14 protein-coding genes are annotated in these 15,682 nt (G+C 64.1%); 6 read left to right on the top strand and 8 right to left on the bottom strand.

All coding sequences use genetic code 11. The annotated features are described in order from the left end of the window. Positions 1–5: 5 nt before the first annotated feature. The 6 genes from IFU11_RS16685 to IFU11_RS16665 all read right to left on the bottom strand — a co-directional run bounded on the left by IFU11_RS16685 (position 6) and on the right by IFU11_RS16665 (position 6,338). Positions 6–770 (bottom strand): ABC transporter ATP-binding protein, encoded by a 765-nt coding sequence (locus tag IFU11_RS16685; RefSeq protein WP_124769860.1) that lies wholly within the window; start codon positions 768–770, stop codon positions 6–8. Continuing rightward, on the bottom strand, positions 767–1,741 hold the full coding sequence (locus IFU11_RS16680; protein WP_371742812.1) for a FecCD family ABC transporter permease: 975 nt from the start codon (positions 1,739–1,741) through the stop codon (positions 767–769). Before IFU11_RS16680 ends, IFU11_RS16685 begins: the two co-directional genes overlap by 4 nt. A 79-nt stretch (positions 1,742–1,820) precedes the next feature. Continuing rightward, positions 1,821–2,909 (bottom strand): ABC transporter substrate-binding protein, encoded by a 1,089-nt coding sequence (locus IFU11_RS20385; protein WP_244631859.1) that lies wholly within the window; start codon positions 2,907–2,909, stop codon positions 1,821–1,823. A gap of 351 nt (positions 2,910–3,260) precedes the next feature. Then, positions 3,261–4,109 (bottom strand): SDR family oxidoreductase, encoded by an 849-nt coding sequence (locus IFU11_RS16675; RefSeq protein WP_244631858.1) that lies wholly within the window; start codon positions 4,107–4,109, stop codon positions 3,261–3,263. Positions 4,110–4,167: 58 nt separating this feature from the next. Next, on the bottom strand, positions 4,168–4,749 hold the full coding sequence (locus IFU11_RS16670) for a DUF5134 domain-containing protein (RefSeq protein WP_192019661.1): 582 nt from the start codon (positions 4,747–4,749) through the stop codon (positions 4,168–4,170). A 104-nt stretch (positions 4,750–4,853) separates the two neighbouring features. Then, positions 4,854–6,338: a PepSY-associated TM helix domain-containing protein gene (locus tag IFU11_RS16665; protein WP_192019660.1), complete on the bottom strand. Its 1,485-nt coding sequence runs from the start codon at positions 6,336–6,338 to the stop codon at positions 4,854–4,856. A 174-nt stretch (positions 6,339–6,512) separates the two neighbouring features. Between IFU11_RS16665 and IFU11_RS16660 the strand changes: the two genes are divergently transcribed. The 6 genes from IFU11_RS16660 (at position 6,513) to IFU11_RS16635 (ending at position 12,654) form a co-directional block, all read left to right on the top strand. Continuing rightward, positions 6,513–6,737: a heavy-metal-associated domain-containing protein gene (locus tag IFU11_RS16660; protein ID WP_124769866.1), complete on the top strand. Its 225-nt coding sequence runs from the start codon at positions 6,513–6,515 to the stop codon at positions 6,735–6,737. A 549-nt stretch (positions 6,738–7,286) separates the two neighbouring features. Further along, positions 7,287–8,798 (top strand): cytochrome c oxidase assembly protein, encoded by a 1,512-nt coding sequence (locus tag IFU11_RS20855; RefSeq protein WP_192019659.1) that lies wholly within the window; start codon positions 7,287–7,289, stop codon positions 8,796–8,798. Further along, complete coding sequence (locus IFU11_RS16650; RefSeq protein ID WP_371742811.1) at positions 8,795–11,083, top strand: heavy metal translocating P-type ATPase; 2,289 nt, start codon at positions 8,795–8,797, stop codon at positions 11,081–11,083. The genes IFU11_RS20855 and IFU11_RS16650 overlap by 4 nt, the downstream gene beginning before the upstream one ends. A 78-nt stretch (positions 11,084–11,161) precedes the next feature. Further along, the gene (locus tag IFU11_RS16645; RefSeq protein WP_124769868.1) at positions 11,162–11,551 is read left to right on the top strand and encodes a BlaI/MecI/CopY family transcriptional regulator; all 390 of its coding nucleotides are present in this window, start codon (positions 11,162–11,164) and stop codon (positions 11,549–11,551) included. A 3-nt stretch (positions 11,552–11,554) separates the two neighbouring features. Beyond that, positions 11,555–12,388, top strand: coding sequence for a M56 family metallopeptidase (locus IFU11_RS16640; protein WP_192019658.1), 834 nt, complete (start codon positions 11,555–11,557; stop codon positions 12,386–12,388). Positions 12,389–12,432: 44 nt separating this feature from the next. Beyond that, entirely contained in the window at positions 12,433–12,654 is a 222-nt protein-coding gene (locus IFU11_RS16635) for a hypothetical protein (protein ID WP_137243667.1), read from the top strand. Positions 12,655–12,773: 119 nt separating this feature from the next. Here the strand turns inward: IFU11_RS16635 and IFU11_RS16630 are convergent, their stop codons facing one another. Together IFU11_RS16630 and IFU11_RS16625 are read right to left on the bottom strand one after the other, a co-directional pair. Further along, a complete protein-coding gene (locus IFU11_RS16630; protein WP_202938459.1) occupies positions 12,774–14,063 on the bottom strand; it encodes a glycoside hydrolase family 43 protein in 1,290 nt (429 codons plus the stop codon). A gap of 256 nt (positions 14,064–14,319) precedes the next feature. Continuing rightward, positions 14,320–15,682 (bottom strand): family 43 glycosylhydrolase (locus IFU11_RS16625; RefSeq protein ID WP_192019657.1); only part of this gene is annotated, 1,363 nt, incomplete at its 5' end.

Genomic DNA, 15,682 nt, shown 5'->3' with positions numbered 1-15,682 from the left:
GCAGGTCATGGCGACGCGGTGACGATATGGGGGCGCCCGGTGATGGGGTGGTCGATGATGCGCGAATCGACGTGGAAAACGTCGTTGGTCAGCGACGGGGTCAGAGTCTGAGCCGGCGGACCATCGGCGTGGACACGACCGTCCTTCATGACGATGATGCGGTCGGCGTGGGAGACGGCGTGATCCAGGTCATGCAACACGATGATGCGGGTGAGCTCCACCGCAGCCAGGAGCTCGAGCAGCTCGTGCTGCGCAGTGACATCGAGGTGGTTCGTCGGCTCATCCAGTAGGAGGACAGGCGCGTCCTGTGCAAGGGCACGAGCCAGGAGTACCCGCTGGCGCTCACCGCCCGACAACGTGCTGTAGCGGCGATCCGAGAGGTGAGCGGCTCTGCAGCGCTGCAAAGCAGACTCGATCACATCGCGATCTCGGACCGACTCACCACGAAACCACGGCTGGTGCACATGACGTCCTGTGGCGACGATGTCACTCACGCGGAGACCGTCGTTGTTCGTCTGGTGTTGCGTGACCACGGCCCGCAACTTCGCAGCTTCCCGGGGTGACGCCTCCCACACGTCTGTTGTGCCGATGATGATCTGCCCCGTGTCAGGCTTCAGCGCACGATACAGGGCGCGAAGCAGCGTCGATTTCCCTGAACCATTCGGTCCGACGATCGCGACGAACGCGCCCGGCTCGATATCCAGCGAGAGCTGCTCGATGAACGGCCGTCCTCCCACGCTCACCTGGAGCTCATCGATGGAGAGCTTCATGACCGCCCCTCCGGCGAACGCATCAACCAGAGGAAGAAGGGCCCGCCGACCAAAGCCGTGAAGATCGTGAGTGGATACTCGTTCGGGCTGCCAATGGTCCGCGCGACGAGATCGACGAGGACCAGGAAGACTGCGCCGGACAGCGCGGAGACGGGCAGCAGCCGCCGATGGTCCGCTCCGACCAGCATTCGAACCGCGTGAGGGACGATCAACCCGACGAACCCGACGCCGCCTGCGACAGCCACCGTGACGGCGGTCAAGAGCGCAGCGACAAGCAGCAGTCCGAGTCGGAATCGACGGAGATCGACTCCCACGGCGACGGCGTCATCGTCTCCGAGAGCAAGCGCATTCAACCCGCGCGCTTGAATGAGCAGCCAAGCACCAGCTCCGAGCAGAGCGACAGTGGGCAAGCCGAGCGTTTCCCAACGAGCCCCTGCTACGCTGCCCATCATCCAGAAGAGGATGCCCCGAACCTGTCCAGGCTCGGCCTGCAACTGCGCGAAGCTGGTTCCGGCCATCGCGACGTATCCCAACGCCACTCCTGACAGCACCAAACGGATGTCCGTGAACGAACCGGACCGCTGAGCGAACGCGAAGACGAGGAGAAGGAGAACCAGCGCACCGATGAAGGCCGCCGCTGGTGTGCTGAGTCCGAACAGCGCGCCGGAGCCGAATGACATGACCAGCACTGCCCCCAACGAGGCCCCGGACGACACACCGACGATATATGGATCTGCGAGCGGATTTCGGAGCAACCCTTGGAGTGCGGCACCGGCCAGTGCGAGGCTGGCGCCCACGACGGCGGCCATGAGAACCCGGGGGACTCGCAGCTCCCAGACGATCTGCTGGTCGAGCGGATCGAGCCCTGCCGCTCGACCGGTGAGGTTCGCACACAACACGGCGATGACCCGGTCTGCGGAGATGTTGACGCTACCGAAACCGATCGCGAGCAGCGCCACCACCACGGTCACGCTGACCGTCGCCGCCAACCACCATGCGAGTGGCGCATTTCCCCCCGAACGATGCGCGGCACTGGCCGCCGGCACCGTCCTAGAACGCGTCGGGATGTGCGGCACGGGCGATCTTGTCGATGGCTGCCGCGTTCGTAGGGCCGACGTACACCCCGTCGGAGACCTTGACGTAGTTGTTGGTCCGTGAAGCCTCCCACTGGGGGTACGCGGCAAAGATCTTTGCTGCCGCGGCGTCGAGGTCCTCCCCCGGCATGAATCCACCGACGACGAGCAGCTGCACATCGGCTGCTGCCAACTGCTCTTCAGTGATGTTCTCGGTCAGGTCGGTGTCCGCGTTGGCGAAGGAACTCGTGACTCCGGCTCGCTCGAGCACATCGTCGAAAATACCGCCGGCCATGACCGCCGGAAGTCCGTTCGCACTCATCATCGACATCCCTGGGAACACGATGAGCCCGGTCGGTCGGTCCGCTCCGTCCACGGCCGCTGAGACGGCTTTGATCTGTTGACGTTGTTCATCGACGAGTGCCTGTGCCGCGGCCTGCACGTCGAACACGTTGCCGACAAGGTTCAAGAAGTCGAAGGACGACTCGATCGTGGCAGAGGCGAACGTCTCTCGTTCGGCGTCAGTCGCATCATCCTTCCCCATGGCACAGTTGGCAGGATTCACAATGGACTCGATACCGAGACCTGCGAGTTCCTCCCGCGTTGCCTGCCCGGCATCCGCGTCGAAACCTCCCGACCAGGTCGATATCACCAGGTCTGGTTTGAGCGCCAGGAGCTGTTCAGACGGGATGTCGAAACTCCCCATGTCGAGATTCGCTGTCGGCAGTGCGTCGATCTGCTCGACGAGTTCGGGACTGTCCGACATGCCGTAGTTCTGCGCGTTGGCGAGCACAGTATCGCTCAGCCCCAGCATGACCATCGACTCGACTTCGCTGACCGAAGCGCCGTTGAGGAGCACGACCCGCTCAGGAGCTTTCTCGAACGTCTGCTCGTATCCGCAGTTGTCGATCGTGAAGGGATAGCTGGTCGCTCCCCCGGTCAATTTCGTTCCGTCGGTAAGAGCAGCCTCGGGTGCTGCAGCTTGCGCAGAGCAACCAGCCAGTGCCGCTAGGAGGAATGCCGATCCGACCGCGAGCGCGGTGCGTCGTTGACGGGGAGAGTTCATGAGCGAGATCGCCTTTCACAAGACACGAGTGCGTGGATGGCCCAACCACTGATCGACGGAAGGACCCAGAGCGTGGAGAACACCCGTATAACGCCAAGGTCGAGCACGAGTGCATGATTCACGACGCTACTCTACATCATGTAGAGCAACGGTCCACGGGGCTCGAGGGTCTGTTCTACATGTTGTAGAATTAGCTCGGATGCGATGTCGTCACCTGAGGAGCGTCACATTCAATCGGAGGCCGGCCCTTCCGCTCGTCACGGAGACACACGGGTCGGCCTCCTCCCTCAAGGTGGTGCGCATCAGGGACGATGACCCCGGCCAGGTTCGAAGACACGTCCACGCCGGCAATCAGATGCCGAGGTCCCCGAGCCATTCGTGCACCGCTCGAGGCCGCAGGCCCAACAGGCTCACAGCGGACACTGAACCGTCGGTCGCCCGACTCTGAACTTGAGCACGGTGCAGGCGGTCGACGACAGACTGGCCGGACACCGCGCCCCCGTCGGCGAACGCACTGAGCTCAAGGAACGCGTCCTGCGAGATGGCCTCGTAGGCGATCTCACGTTCGAAGTAGCGACTGAAACCAGCCGCGATGTCGGGACCAGACAGCCCCGGAGAGGCGCCGACCAATACGCGCCCGCCGACGTGCTGGTGGAAGAGCTGGGTGACGGTGTCCGCGACATCGAGGTGCGAGCTCCAGCGGAGCCTTACGTCACGGTGCATCGGGAGCCGGAGCACCCCCTCGCGAAGCGCTGCGTCGAAGATCTGCGGCGCCAGCAGGTTCTCAAGCGAGATCTGCGGCTCGACGACGGCGAACGGGACACCGATGGCCTGCAGCTCATGATGCAGGATGGCGATGGCCGAACCGGAGCCGGGGCCAATTGCGTGCCCGCTCGTGGACATGACGACGCGCTTGGGTCGAGCGACGCGAATGGCTCGGCTGACCGCCGTCATCTGCGCGCGATGGTCCTCCGGCCGTCCCTCAGGGAGGTGGATGAAGACGCCACCCGAACCGCGATAGGCCCGTATCAGAGCTTCGGTGGACGACAGATCTACGACCATGGCCGGGCCTCCGATGCGAGTGACATCTCGGACAGCCCCGATCGCGTTGAAGCCGGCAGCGGTGAGCGCGGTCACGACGGGTGCTCCTTGCGCCCCTGTTGCACCGTGCACGATGTACCTCGGCGACGGACCACTCATCGGCCTCACCCACTTCCTCTGACACTCGCGCATTGGTCGACAAGCGACGTCGGCAGGTTCACCACACCGGCCAGAAGCCGAGGCACATACCGATCGCCATGAGCGCCATGAGGGAGAGGTTCAGACGAACGACAGAGGGAGCCCGTCGTAGGCGGATGAAACTCGCGAGGTACCAGATCGTCGACACACCGAAGGCGACCATGAACGACACACTGATGACGTTCTCGGCCGTCCACATGAGGCCCTGCGGCGGATCCATGTGCCCCTCGTCGTGGGACATGCCGTTCATCAGGACGCCCATGACGACCATCGCTCCCATCATGAACGCATGGAACCCGACCCTGGGCCAGCCAGCGTGATGATGACTCGAGATGGGCGAATCCGGGTCCGTGTGATGAGCCGGAGCGGGAGTGCCGAAGAGCAGCACCAGATAGAACAGGGTGGCCAACGAGAAGACGATGATCTGGATGACCGGAGGAAAGACGGCCATACCCCAGGACCATGGCATCGCGAGCATGGAGAAGCTCATGACCACGTGGAAGATGTCGCTGAGCCGCCCTACTGGGTCGCGATCTTGCGCGGCCCGGATGAGGTAGCCGACGCCGGTGACGAAGAACAGGACGGTCATGATGATCGCCACGGGGGTTGGATACGGCACGGTGTCCCTTCAGAACGTGGATACGGCGAACGTCGAGCAGATGCTGCGGGAGGTGGCCGCTTGGGATCGAGGTGTTCCTGAAACCATCACGCTCGCGTCGCACGTCGTTGGAATTCCCCGACCAGCACGTCCGTGACGACGAAGGCGGCGAGACTCAGACCGAGCAGCGGAAGGAACAGCCCGATCACCAGCCCCCCGGCCAGGATCGCCAGCACTCCCCACCAGGGTGCGCGTGCAAGCACCTGTGAGGCCGGCGGCTTCCCGACGAGGCGCCCGCCGCCCGTTGGACGGCGCTTCCACCACATCAGGTACCCGAAGATGATCATTGCCATGATCCCGGCCGCGAGCACGAACAACGCCAGTTGATTGGGGAGCCCGAACATCGATCCCATGTGGGTGTCGATGCCCCAGCGCGTAAGCTTCGCCGCCAGTGGGAATTCCGAGAAATCTGTGCGGTCCGTCACTTGCATCGTCGCACCGTCGATGGCGACCGCGTCTACTTCCGTCGGAAAGCTGCGTTGAATCTCCTGGACCACCCACGCCGAGCCTGCCTCTGCGGGGGGCCTGATCTCCACCAACCCCGTGTTGACGTTGACGCCTCGGGCGACAGCCAGTGCTCGCTCGAAATCCTCGGGAGAGGGTGCAGGAGCCGGAGTGCCGCCGTCGGACGCACCGCCCCCGCCATGCCCAGCGTGCTCTCCGCTTGGGGATGAACCGTCGGAGAGGTCCGTCTGTACTGACGGAGTCGACCAATCGAACGCTTGACGGAGCGTGCTGAGGTTTCCCCCACCCCATTGCGACCACGAAATGCCCGTGGCCGAGAGGAACAGAGCGCCGATGAGTAGCCAGACTCCAGTGGATGCATGCCACGAGAAGATGCGGCGATAGCCGCGCGCCGAACGATTGGGGCGGAGGAAGTCTCTTTTGGAGCGACTCCTCCGTATACGCGCTATCCACAGCCCGAGGCCTGCCAGGGCGATGATGCCAAGCCAGGATGCGGCGAGCTCGCTGTACAGTCGTCCCGCATCGCCCAGGTGGAGATTGCGATGCAACTGATCGATCCATGTGCGGATCGGGAGAGCGCCACTCGTCCCATAGGCGGTGAGGTCCCCGCGGATCTCCGCGGTCGAAGGATCGACGAAGATCGCTCTCGTCTCACTCTCCCCGAGACGGCCGTCCGCGTACATCACGCGGGTGGTGTCACCCGGGCGAGGTGCCGGCCGCACTGCGACGATGGTCTCTGACCCACCGACAAAGGCCTCCGAGGCAGCAATCTGCTCGGCAAGCGGCACGGTGTGACCACGCACCGGCGCATGCAGCTGCTGGGCGTAGACCATCTGCTCCAACTGAGGCGTCAACGCATACAGAGCCCCACTGCCCGCAGCGACGAGGATGAACGGCCCCACGAAGATGGCGGCATAGAAATGCAGGCGGAGGAGAAAGGACGGAAACCAGCTGCGTCGGCGGGGCAGCCCCGCCGGAGGGCCCGCATCAGCGCCGCGTGCGTCCTGGCGGTCGTGCAACCTGGTCAATACCTTCTCCTTCGGGCGCGTGGAGTCCCCGAGTTCCATGAGGATCTGCGGAAACCGAGAGCGTGCTGTCGCATGTGCTCTACAAATAGTAGAGCACATGCGGCGACCCTCCGTGGCAACGGAACATCGGACAGGCGGGATGACATACGCGCGTACTACTGCTTGTAGAGTAGACGAGGGCAGCTGCCCTCCATCGACTGAGAGAGGTACCTCATGTCCGACATCACGACCACCTACTCGGTATCAGGTATGACGTGCGAGCATTGCGTCGCGTCCGTGACCGAAGAGCTCTCCGAGATCTCCACAGTCCACGCGGTGGACGTCCACCTCGAATCCGGATCCGTGCAGGTGTCATCGACCGCGCCGCTCAGCGAAGCCGCCATCCGGAACGCCATCGAAGGCGTCGGCTACACCTTCAACGGCCTCGCCTCAAGCTGAGGCGCCTCCGTGAACGACATCGCAGCGCGGGAGCGACCGAGCCATGTGCAGGCGCTTCGGCGTCCTTTGACCGCTGCGGTGGCACTGTCGGCGCTCATCGTGATCGGGGTGATCCTGGCGGTCGGTGATTCGAGTTACGTCGACCTCAGCAGAGGCGACCCGGGGCCAACCGTGTCTCTTGGGACCGGCGTCCTTCGGCTGATCGCCGAGTGGGCGGGCATCCTCTGCGTGAGTGCGCTCGTGTACGTGGCGTTCCTGCAGGTCCGAAGCGGGCGAGAACGAACCGTTGTCGAGAACATTGCCGAGCTCTCCGTCGTTCGGGTGAGCGCACTCGTCTGGACGCTCGCCGGAGGTGGGCTGGTCGTCTTCGACGCAGCGGACGCGAACGGGGTGACGCTCGAGCGCGTGCTGTCTCCCGGCGGCCTGCCCTACCTCGTGAGCGCGATGGATCTCCCGAAAGCCTGGATCCTCGTCACCGTCGCGGCGTTCATCATCTTCTGCGGCGCGTGGTGGACGCGATCCTGGACGACCACACTCGTCTTAGCGGCCGTGGCGGTCCTCGCCTTGATCAGTCCAGTCCTGGTTCATCAGGTCCTGGTCGGGCCCGGCCATGACTTCGGCAGTGATCTCGCAACCTTCGGCGTGCCGGCAGCCGGGATCGTAATCGGTGTGCCGATCGTACTCATCCTCGTCACGGCGAGAGGCTTCGGGCTCCCGCCACGGACGCTGCGGCGCGCCCGAGCCCTACTCCGAGGCGCCTGGGCCGTCGCGTTCGCGGTGGAGATCGGTTTGCTCCTCTTCAAGACCGTGTTGCTGAGATTCGCCCTCACACCGACAGCAGGACTGATCGCCGTCCGGCTCCTCGTCCTCCTGCTCGTCGCAGCGCTCGCGTCAGCACTCATTGCTCGGCTTCTGGATGCTTCCTCTCCGGACGCGTCGAGGGCGGTCGCCCTCAGGCACCTCTGGCCGCTTGCCCTGACGGCCGCCGTCTACATCGGCGTCACCGTCGCGATGACGAGGATCCCCCCGCCCCAGTACTTCATGCCCGTCAGCGCCATGGAAGTGCTGTTCGGCTTCGAGATGCTGAAGACCCCGACGCTTGCCATCCTCTTCGGCGAATGGAGAGGCAACATCTTGTTCGCCGTCGTCGGTGCTGTGGCGGTCATCCTGTACCTCGGTGCCGTCATCAGGCTCCGCCGCCGCGGGGACGCATGGCCAGTCGGCCGCACCGTGGCCTGGGTCCTCGGTTGGGCCGTCATCGTTTTCGCGACGTCCTCCGGATTCGGATCCTATTCCGGCCCGTCGTTCAGCATCCACATGATGGTGCACATGGGTCTGAACATGTTCGGCCCAGTCCTCCTCGCGATGGGCGGCGTTGTCACCCTCCTCCTTCGGGCTACGCCCCCCGCCAAGCGACGAGACGTGGCTGGACCACATGAATGGTTGATCGACATCATCGGCAGCCCGATCGCCCGATTGGTGTTCAATCCGATACTCGTTTTCCTCGTATTCGTCGGGTCGTACTACGCGTTGTACCTGTCGCCGTTGTTCGAGGAGGCGATGCGCTTCCACTGGTCGCATCAACTCATGAACATTCACTTCCTGGTCTCCGGGTACCTCTTCTACTCGCTGATCATCGGCGTGGATCGCCCCCCGCGGCCGTTACCGCACCTCGGCAAACTCGGGTTCGTCCTCGCAGCGATGCCGTTCCACGCGTTCTTCGGAGTGATCGTGATGACGAGCACCACGCTGATCGCCGGAAACTTCTACGCCTACATGAGGGCGCCCTGGCACGACGACTTGCTCGCCGACCAGCACCTCGGCGGGGGCATCGCCTGGGCTGCGGGAGAAATCCCGTTGCTCATCGTGGTGATCGCACTGTGCCTGCAATGGGCGCGTCAGGATGACCGAGAAGCGAAACGCAAGGATCGACACCTCGATTCCGGGGTGGACGAGGACTTCGACGCGTACAACGACATGCTGAAACACCTCGCCGACCGAGGTCGGCTCCAGCCCCAGCAGCCGACGGCATCCGCTCAACGAAAGGACACTGGATCGTGAACTTCAGCGACGACTACCTCGAACTGAACGTCAGCGGAATGACCTGTGCCGCGTGCGCCGGCCGAGTCGAACGAAGCCTCAACAAGTTGGACGGCGTGACCGCCTCGGTGAACTACGCGACCGAACGAGCCGTGGTCGCCGGACTCACGCCGGCGGAGTCCGAACGTGCACTCGAAGCCATCACCAAGGCCGGCTACGGCGCGGTGGTCCGCACTGAGGGCGATGACGACTGGAACCGCCGTGCCACGGCGGACCGGATCGCCTCCCTGAGACGGCGCCTCACACTCTCCGCGATACTCACCATCCCCCTCTGCGACCTGACCATCATCCTGGCCCTCGTCCCCGATCTGAGATTTCCCCTGTGGGAACTCGTCTGCATCTTGCTGGCGTTGCCCATCGTCTTCTGGTGCGCATTGCCATTCCACCGTGCCACGATCAGAAATCTGCGCCATGGCACCGTGAGCATGGACACCTTAGTATCGCTCGGCATCGTCGCCTCCTTCGGATGGGCGGTGACGACTCTCCTCATCGGCGGATCGGACGAGCCAGGCTATTGGCTCGGATTCGGGATGACCCCGGCCGGGGCGGACTCGATCTACTTGGACGTTGCGGCAGGCATGACGACTTTCCAACTCGCGGGTCGATACTTCGAGACGCGTTCGCGCCGACGGGCGGGCGACGTCCTCTCAGCACTCGGCAACTTGGCCGCCACGGAGGCGAGAGTGCTGAGATCTGGCGTGGAACACGTCATCCCGACCATCGAGCTCCGCAAGGGCGACACGATCATCGTCCTCGCCGGCGAGACGATCGCCGCGGACGGCACCGTCGTCGCCGGTTCCGGTGTCGTCGATGCCAGCATGATGACTGGCGAGCCGGTTCCGATAGAGGTCGTCCAGGGATCCCCCGTCGTCGGCGGCACGATCAACACCTCTGGCCGACTGACAGTGGAAGCGACCTCCGTGGGAACCAACACGCAGCTGGCACAGATGGCGTCGCTGGCTGAACAGGCCCAGGAACGAAAAGCCCGAGTACAGAAACTCGTCGACCGGATCATCACCGTCTTCGTTCCTGCGGTCATCTCACTGTCACTCGTCGTCGGATTCGCGTGGCTTGCGTTCGGAGCAGCACCTCGAGACGCCTTCGGCACGGCCATTGCGGTCCTCATCATCGCTTGTCCGTGCGCTCTCGGCCTCGCAACCCCCACCGCGCTCATGGTCGGCGTCGGTCGAGGGGCCCAGATCGGAATCCTCATCAAGGGACAGGACGCACTGGAAGCAAGTGGGCGAATCGACACCGTCGTCTTCGACAAGACCGGAACGGTGACGACGGGCCAAATGCGTGTTGCCGACGCCGTGATCGCAGGCTCTCACATGGAACGTGAGGTTCTCGCCATGGCACGGTCCGTCGAATCCGCATCGGAGCATGCGATCGCGAAAGCGCTGGTGGAGTACGCCGATGGACTCGGCGCCCATCATCTCGACGTCACCGACTATGAGACGCTCGCAGGGCTGGGTGCCCGCGGGAGCGTCAACGACAAGGAGGTCCTTGTCGGAAGCGAGAAGCTCGTACGCGCACACGGAGCGAGTCTCGATGACCTGCCGATCGGAGACCCGGAACACACAGCCGTGTACGTCGTCATCGACGGCACGACTGCTGCACGATTCGTGCTGACGGATGAGGTCAAGCGCTCCGCTCGACCGACGATTGATCGACTCCGGAACCTCGGACTCCGAACCATCCTCCTCAGTGGAGACGCGACGACTGCGACGGAGCGGGTCGGCGCGCTCGTCGGTGTCGACGAGGTGATCGCCGGGGTCCTCCCGACTGAGAAGGCGGCCACGATCAGTCGACTCCAAGAGGAGGGACACGTCGTCGCGATGGTGGGTGATGGCATCAACGACGCAGCGGCGCTCGCCACCGCAGATCTCGGCCTCGCCATGGTTGAAGGCACCGACGTGGCGATGAAGTCGGCGGACATCATCCTCGTGCGTGATGATCTCGGTGTCGTCGTCGATGCGGTCCAGCTGTCCCGGAAGACACTGAGCACCATCAAGGGCAACCTCATCTGGGCGTTCGGCTACAACCTGGCGGCTATCCCCATCGCGGCAGCTGGACTGCTCAACCCACTGATCGCCGCGGCCGCAATGAGCGTCTCGTCGATCCTGGTCATCTCGAACAGTCTGCGGCTGCGGAATTACCAGCCGACTCCCCCGACCAGGCCTGAGCGGGGGGTCGCACCGTCCGCTCGTGGTCAGCAGAACGCTGCCGGAGCTGGTGTGATTTGACGGATGTGGCCCGTCCCATACCGGACGGGCCGCTTTGAGAAATATAGAATGGTTTGGCGAACGAGCGACGGAGGACTCATGGCGGGAGAACGTCTACGAGGGCGCGGCGAGCTGGAGAACACGGTGCTCAGGATCCTCTGGGAGAGTGACGAGGCGCTGCGCGTGCGCGAGATCCAGGAACGTTTCCCCGAGAAGCAGCCTGCGATCACCACGCTGCTGACCGTGCTCGAACGGCTGCGGTTGAAGGGGAGTGTCCTACGAGAGGCGGACGGGCCGAAAGGGAACCGCTTCGCCGCCAGCACCAGTGAATCCGGGTACGCCGCAGACGCCATGCTGAGTGCCTTGACCGGGGTCGGCGATCGATCCGCTGCGCTGGTGCACTTCGCTGGAGACCTCGATGACGACGACGTGGAGCTCCTCCGGTCAGCGCTCGACGCCAAAGCACGCCGCTCACGCCGTCAGACCTGAGCGATGTTCCTCGTTCTCGCCTTATTGGGCTATGCCGCTCTCACGATCGTCATGGCTCCGCTCGTCCTCACACGGGGAATGTGGCGACTTCGATTTCCACGGACGGCACTTTTGCTCTGGCATGGCGCATTCCTCAGCGGCATAGCGGCAGCTCTCATCAGCATGGTCGTCGCGGTCGTTCTTGCTGTCGGAGTCCACACCGCTGTACCCGACGGTCGGACCAATGTCCTGGAGCCGACGGTCATCGTCCTTGCTGCATGGCTGGCGCTAGGGACTGTCGGCGGATTGATCGCGCTGGTCTTCGCGAGAGCGGAGCCGCTCTTCGAGCTTGATCGTGAGGCCGAGGCATCGTTCTCGGAATTGCTTGGATCAGGCTTCGCGCGCGTGGAACACGTCGGCAACCTCACCGTGAGGTACATCGACTCCTCCCTGCCGGTCGCGTGCACGACGCCGGGACGTCGGCCGGAGGTGATCGTCTCGTCGCGCCTGGAGTATGCACTCACCCTTTGGGAGCTGCGGGCCGTCATCGAACACGAGCGCGCTCATGTCAGACATCGGCATGCATTCGCCAAGCGCCTCGCGCTACTGAACTCAGCCTGCCTCCCGACCGTATGCGGCGCGACACAGTTCAAGCGTTCCACCAACCTGCTGATTGAACTCATCGCAGACGACAGCGCGGCTCGCGTCTGCGGGAGCGATCAGGTAGCCGCTGCTCTCGCACGCGTTGCGGAGCTGAGCGGAAGTGCCGGAACGGCCGTGAGATCCGAGCGGCTCCTCCAGTTGCCGGCGAAGCGACTGAGTGCCGCTGGCCGTCGGCTCATGGTTGCGGGCGGTTGAGCGTCCTGATCGCAGTCTCCGCCATCCTCTACAATATGTAGAAGTTGTTCGGCATCCACCGCGCGTCGGACAGGGAGGGAAGCCGTATCTCCATACTCCTGGTTCTCACTCAGCTCATCGCCCTTTCTGGACTCATCATCCTCATCGGATTGGGATCGCCTCCGAGGAACGATGACGTGCCGGACCCCACGTTCGTCGAGGAGATCTCGGGATACGCCGAATCACTTCGCCGATGTCTGGCGCGGCTCAGGAGGCGGGACCACTGAGGTGCGGATCCCGTCCTCGAGTCGTCTCAGAGGTCACCAGACTCCTCAGCGCGACCCGTCGAGCTCCCTAGCGGGCCGCGCTGAGTGGTCGGAGATTACTCCGCCGGAGAAACTGGCGATCAGTAGACGACGTCGAATGTGGCATCCGCTCGATCAAGCACCGTCGAGATCCGCGTGAGCTCCAGTTGACCGTTGATGTGACGGATGTAGCGATCCGGGTAGTTCACCGACCTGAAGGAGTCCCATCCAGCGTCGGCAAGCCCCGGGACTCTCGTGAAGGTTGCGTCTGCGCGGTAGGCGGCTGTCCCGTCGTTCGGCGCCAGCACCAGCTTGAATCCCGAGTGACGGAGGAAATGCCCCGGGTAGTTCACGGACTCCAACGAGACCGCCGAGGGGTCCGACAATCCAGCGACGATCCGCCATTGCGAGTCAGCCTGAGGGTCGAACGGAACCGCATCGATACGGGCTCTCAGACCCGCATGCCTGACGTACGAGCCGGGGTAGTTGAACGACTTCAGTCGCTCGCTCTGCGATCCGCCGAAGCGTCCGAGCAAGCGATCATAGTCGGCACGGGTGATCGGCTTGATGCTGTTGTGCTTCGACCCGAGCGGTGCGGTGAAGTCGGCACTGCTGACGGCGTTCCATGTTCCAGTCGTGATGTCGCCCTGCCAGTTGACGAACGTGCTGTTGGGGCAATAGTTGTCACCCCACAACGTCCAGGAACCAGGGTCGGTCAACGACCGCACCAGTGTCGGAGCCTCAGCACATCCGGGTAGGTTCGGGGCCTCCGAATATTGACGGAAACTGCCCGGCTCGAGCGTCGATGACCTCGCTCCCATGAGGCCTGCGTCGGGGTTCGGCCCTCGATAGTAGAGGTAGTTCTGGCCCCCAACACCCGTCACGACGTCGGAGTCGATCACACCGCCCCGTCCACCGTTGTCGAAGAACCGGACAGCCGGTGACGCCGTCCGGAAATCGGTGGTGTAGGAGACCATGATGACGCCTTCTGGCCCACCTGCCGGCGAGGCGGAGTAGGTGATCCCATATTGCTGACGAACGGGGTCCCAATGGACCGCCGGCGCCCAGGTATATGACCCGGGGTTTGCCGAGTTCACGCTCAGCAGCCGATCGCCCGACCAGGTGACGAGGTCGGGTGATGTCCAGACATGCAGGTTGGGATTCGCTTGGCCGAAGGGCACACCGACCTCGAGATCTGTCGCGAGGAGCACCCAGGTGCCGTCCTGCAGTCGATGGATGAACGGGTCGCGAATTCCGCCCGTACCGGCCGTCGGGTCGAGGATCGGCCGGTTGTCGTTGAGTGCTTGCCACTGCCTGCCATCGAGACTCACGGCCAGATGGACGTTGTTGGAGTTCCCGGTGCCGTCAAGGCTCTCCCGGAAGTAGGTCATGACGTAAGCCGCATCGGCGTCCGCAGCTGCTGCCGGGGATACCGGGGTTCCGGCTGTCACGAGCCCAGCAAGTATCGCGACGCTGCTGGCGAGCGCGAGGAGGGATCCTCGGCGCAGCCTGGTCGGCAGATGTCCGGTGCGCTGACGCTGTCGCCGAACGTCCGGAGTGTGAAGTGGGAGCATGCTGGTTCCTTCCAAGGAGTTGCGTGATCGAGCGGTGTCGGGTCGAGAGCGCGTCGCGTTCCGACGCTCCTGATCAGTCGATGGCGAACGTCGCATCGGCCGCACCGACCGTGCCGCTCACCCGCTCCACGTACAGGCGATAGTCGCGGTGCCGAAGGTAGGTTCCGGGTGTGGCGATGGACTCGAAGGACGTCTTGGCGGCGTCCGCAAGCCCTGCACGAAGCGTGAACGATGCCGCGGCCGCGAACGTCGGTGTGTTGTTGGATCTGGCCAATGTGATGCCGGACGGTCCTGCGAGCAGGTAGTGGCCGGGGAAATTCGCCGACTCGAGCGAGTTTCCTCCGGCGAGGCCCTCGACGACGCGGAACCAGGAGTCGACACTGGGTTTGGGCGCGGCGTCGAGGCGACCGACGTAGTTGGCGTGACGGACGAAACGGTCAGGGAAGTTGTGAGACCGCAGGCGCGAGGGCAGGATTCCGGCGGCGACGGGGATGCCGAAGTCCGGGGTGCCGTCGGCGTTCCAGTACAGGCGCTGCACCCTCGCGTGGCGGTTCGGGTCGAACAGCGGATCTCCCGGGATGTCCCGGTACTCACGCGCGTGGTAGACCAGCACGTCGATCTCCCCACCACGCCCGTCCGGCGCGGTCGTGAAGCAGTTGTGACCGGGTCCGTACTGGCTCGTGGCATCGTTCGACACGAACACCGGTCCTGACGACTTGACCCATGAGTTCGCCGAGAGCAGATCGGCTGAGGCGTTGGCCGTCAGCAACCCGAGGCAGTAGTTCGCGTCGGTTGCGCTCGCAGAGAAGCTGATGAAGACACGGTCGTTGCGGATGATGACCGACGGGCCTTCGTTAACTTTGAACCCGCGGGTCTCCCATGATGCCGTCGGAACCGAGATGCGGGTCTGGGGTCCGGTGAGGGTCGACGGGTCGGACATCTCCGAGATGTAGAGGTTGCTCCCGGCATCGATGCCGGGTTCCCCCTGAGCCCACACGAGGTACTGGCGGCCGTTGTGCGAGAAGGTCGTGGCGTCGAGAGAGAACGTGTCGAACTGGGTGACGATCCGTCCCCGTACCGTCCAGTTGGCGGTCATGGGATCGGGGCCATCTGCCTGGAGCACGTACGGGCGGACGCGGAAGGGTTCGCCGGCATCGCCGGCCGCGAAGTAGATGTACCATCGTCCGCCGACCTGATGGATCTCCGGTGCCCAGATGTACCCACCCATCGTCCCGCTCGGCGGCCGGACCCAGAGCGTGCGCTCAGTCGCGGTGGCGAGCCCGGCCAGGGATGGCGCGGCCCGAAGGACGATCCGGTCGTACTCGGGGACCGATGCGGTGAAGAGGTAGCGACCGTCGGGATGCCGGTTGATGTGCGGATCGGCCCGTTGCCGGATCAGCGGGTTCTGTGCACCGAGCGGGAGAAGCGCCGGGGCC

The sequence above is a fragment of the Plantibacter sp. CFBP 8804 genome, from assembly GCF_014841225.1.
GTDB lineage: Bacteria > Actinomycetota > Actinomycetes > Actinomycetales > Microbacteriaceae > Plantibacter > Plantibacter auratus.
The sequence above is the reverse complement of the archived record's forward strand: the minus strand, read 5'-3'. Positions and strand labels throughout refer to the sequence as shown.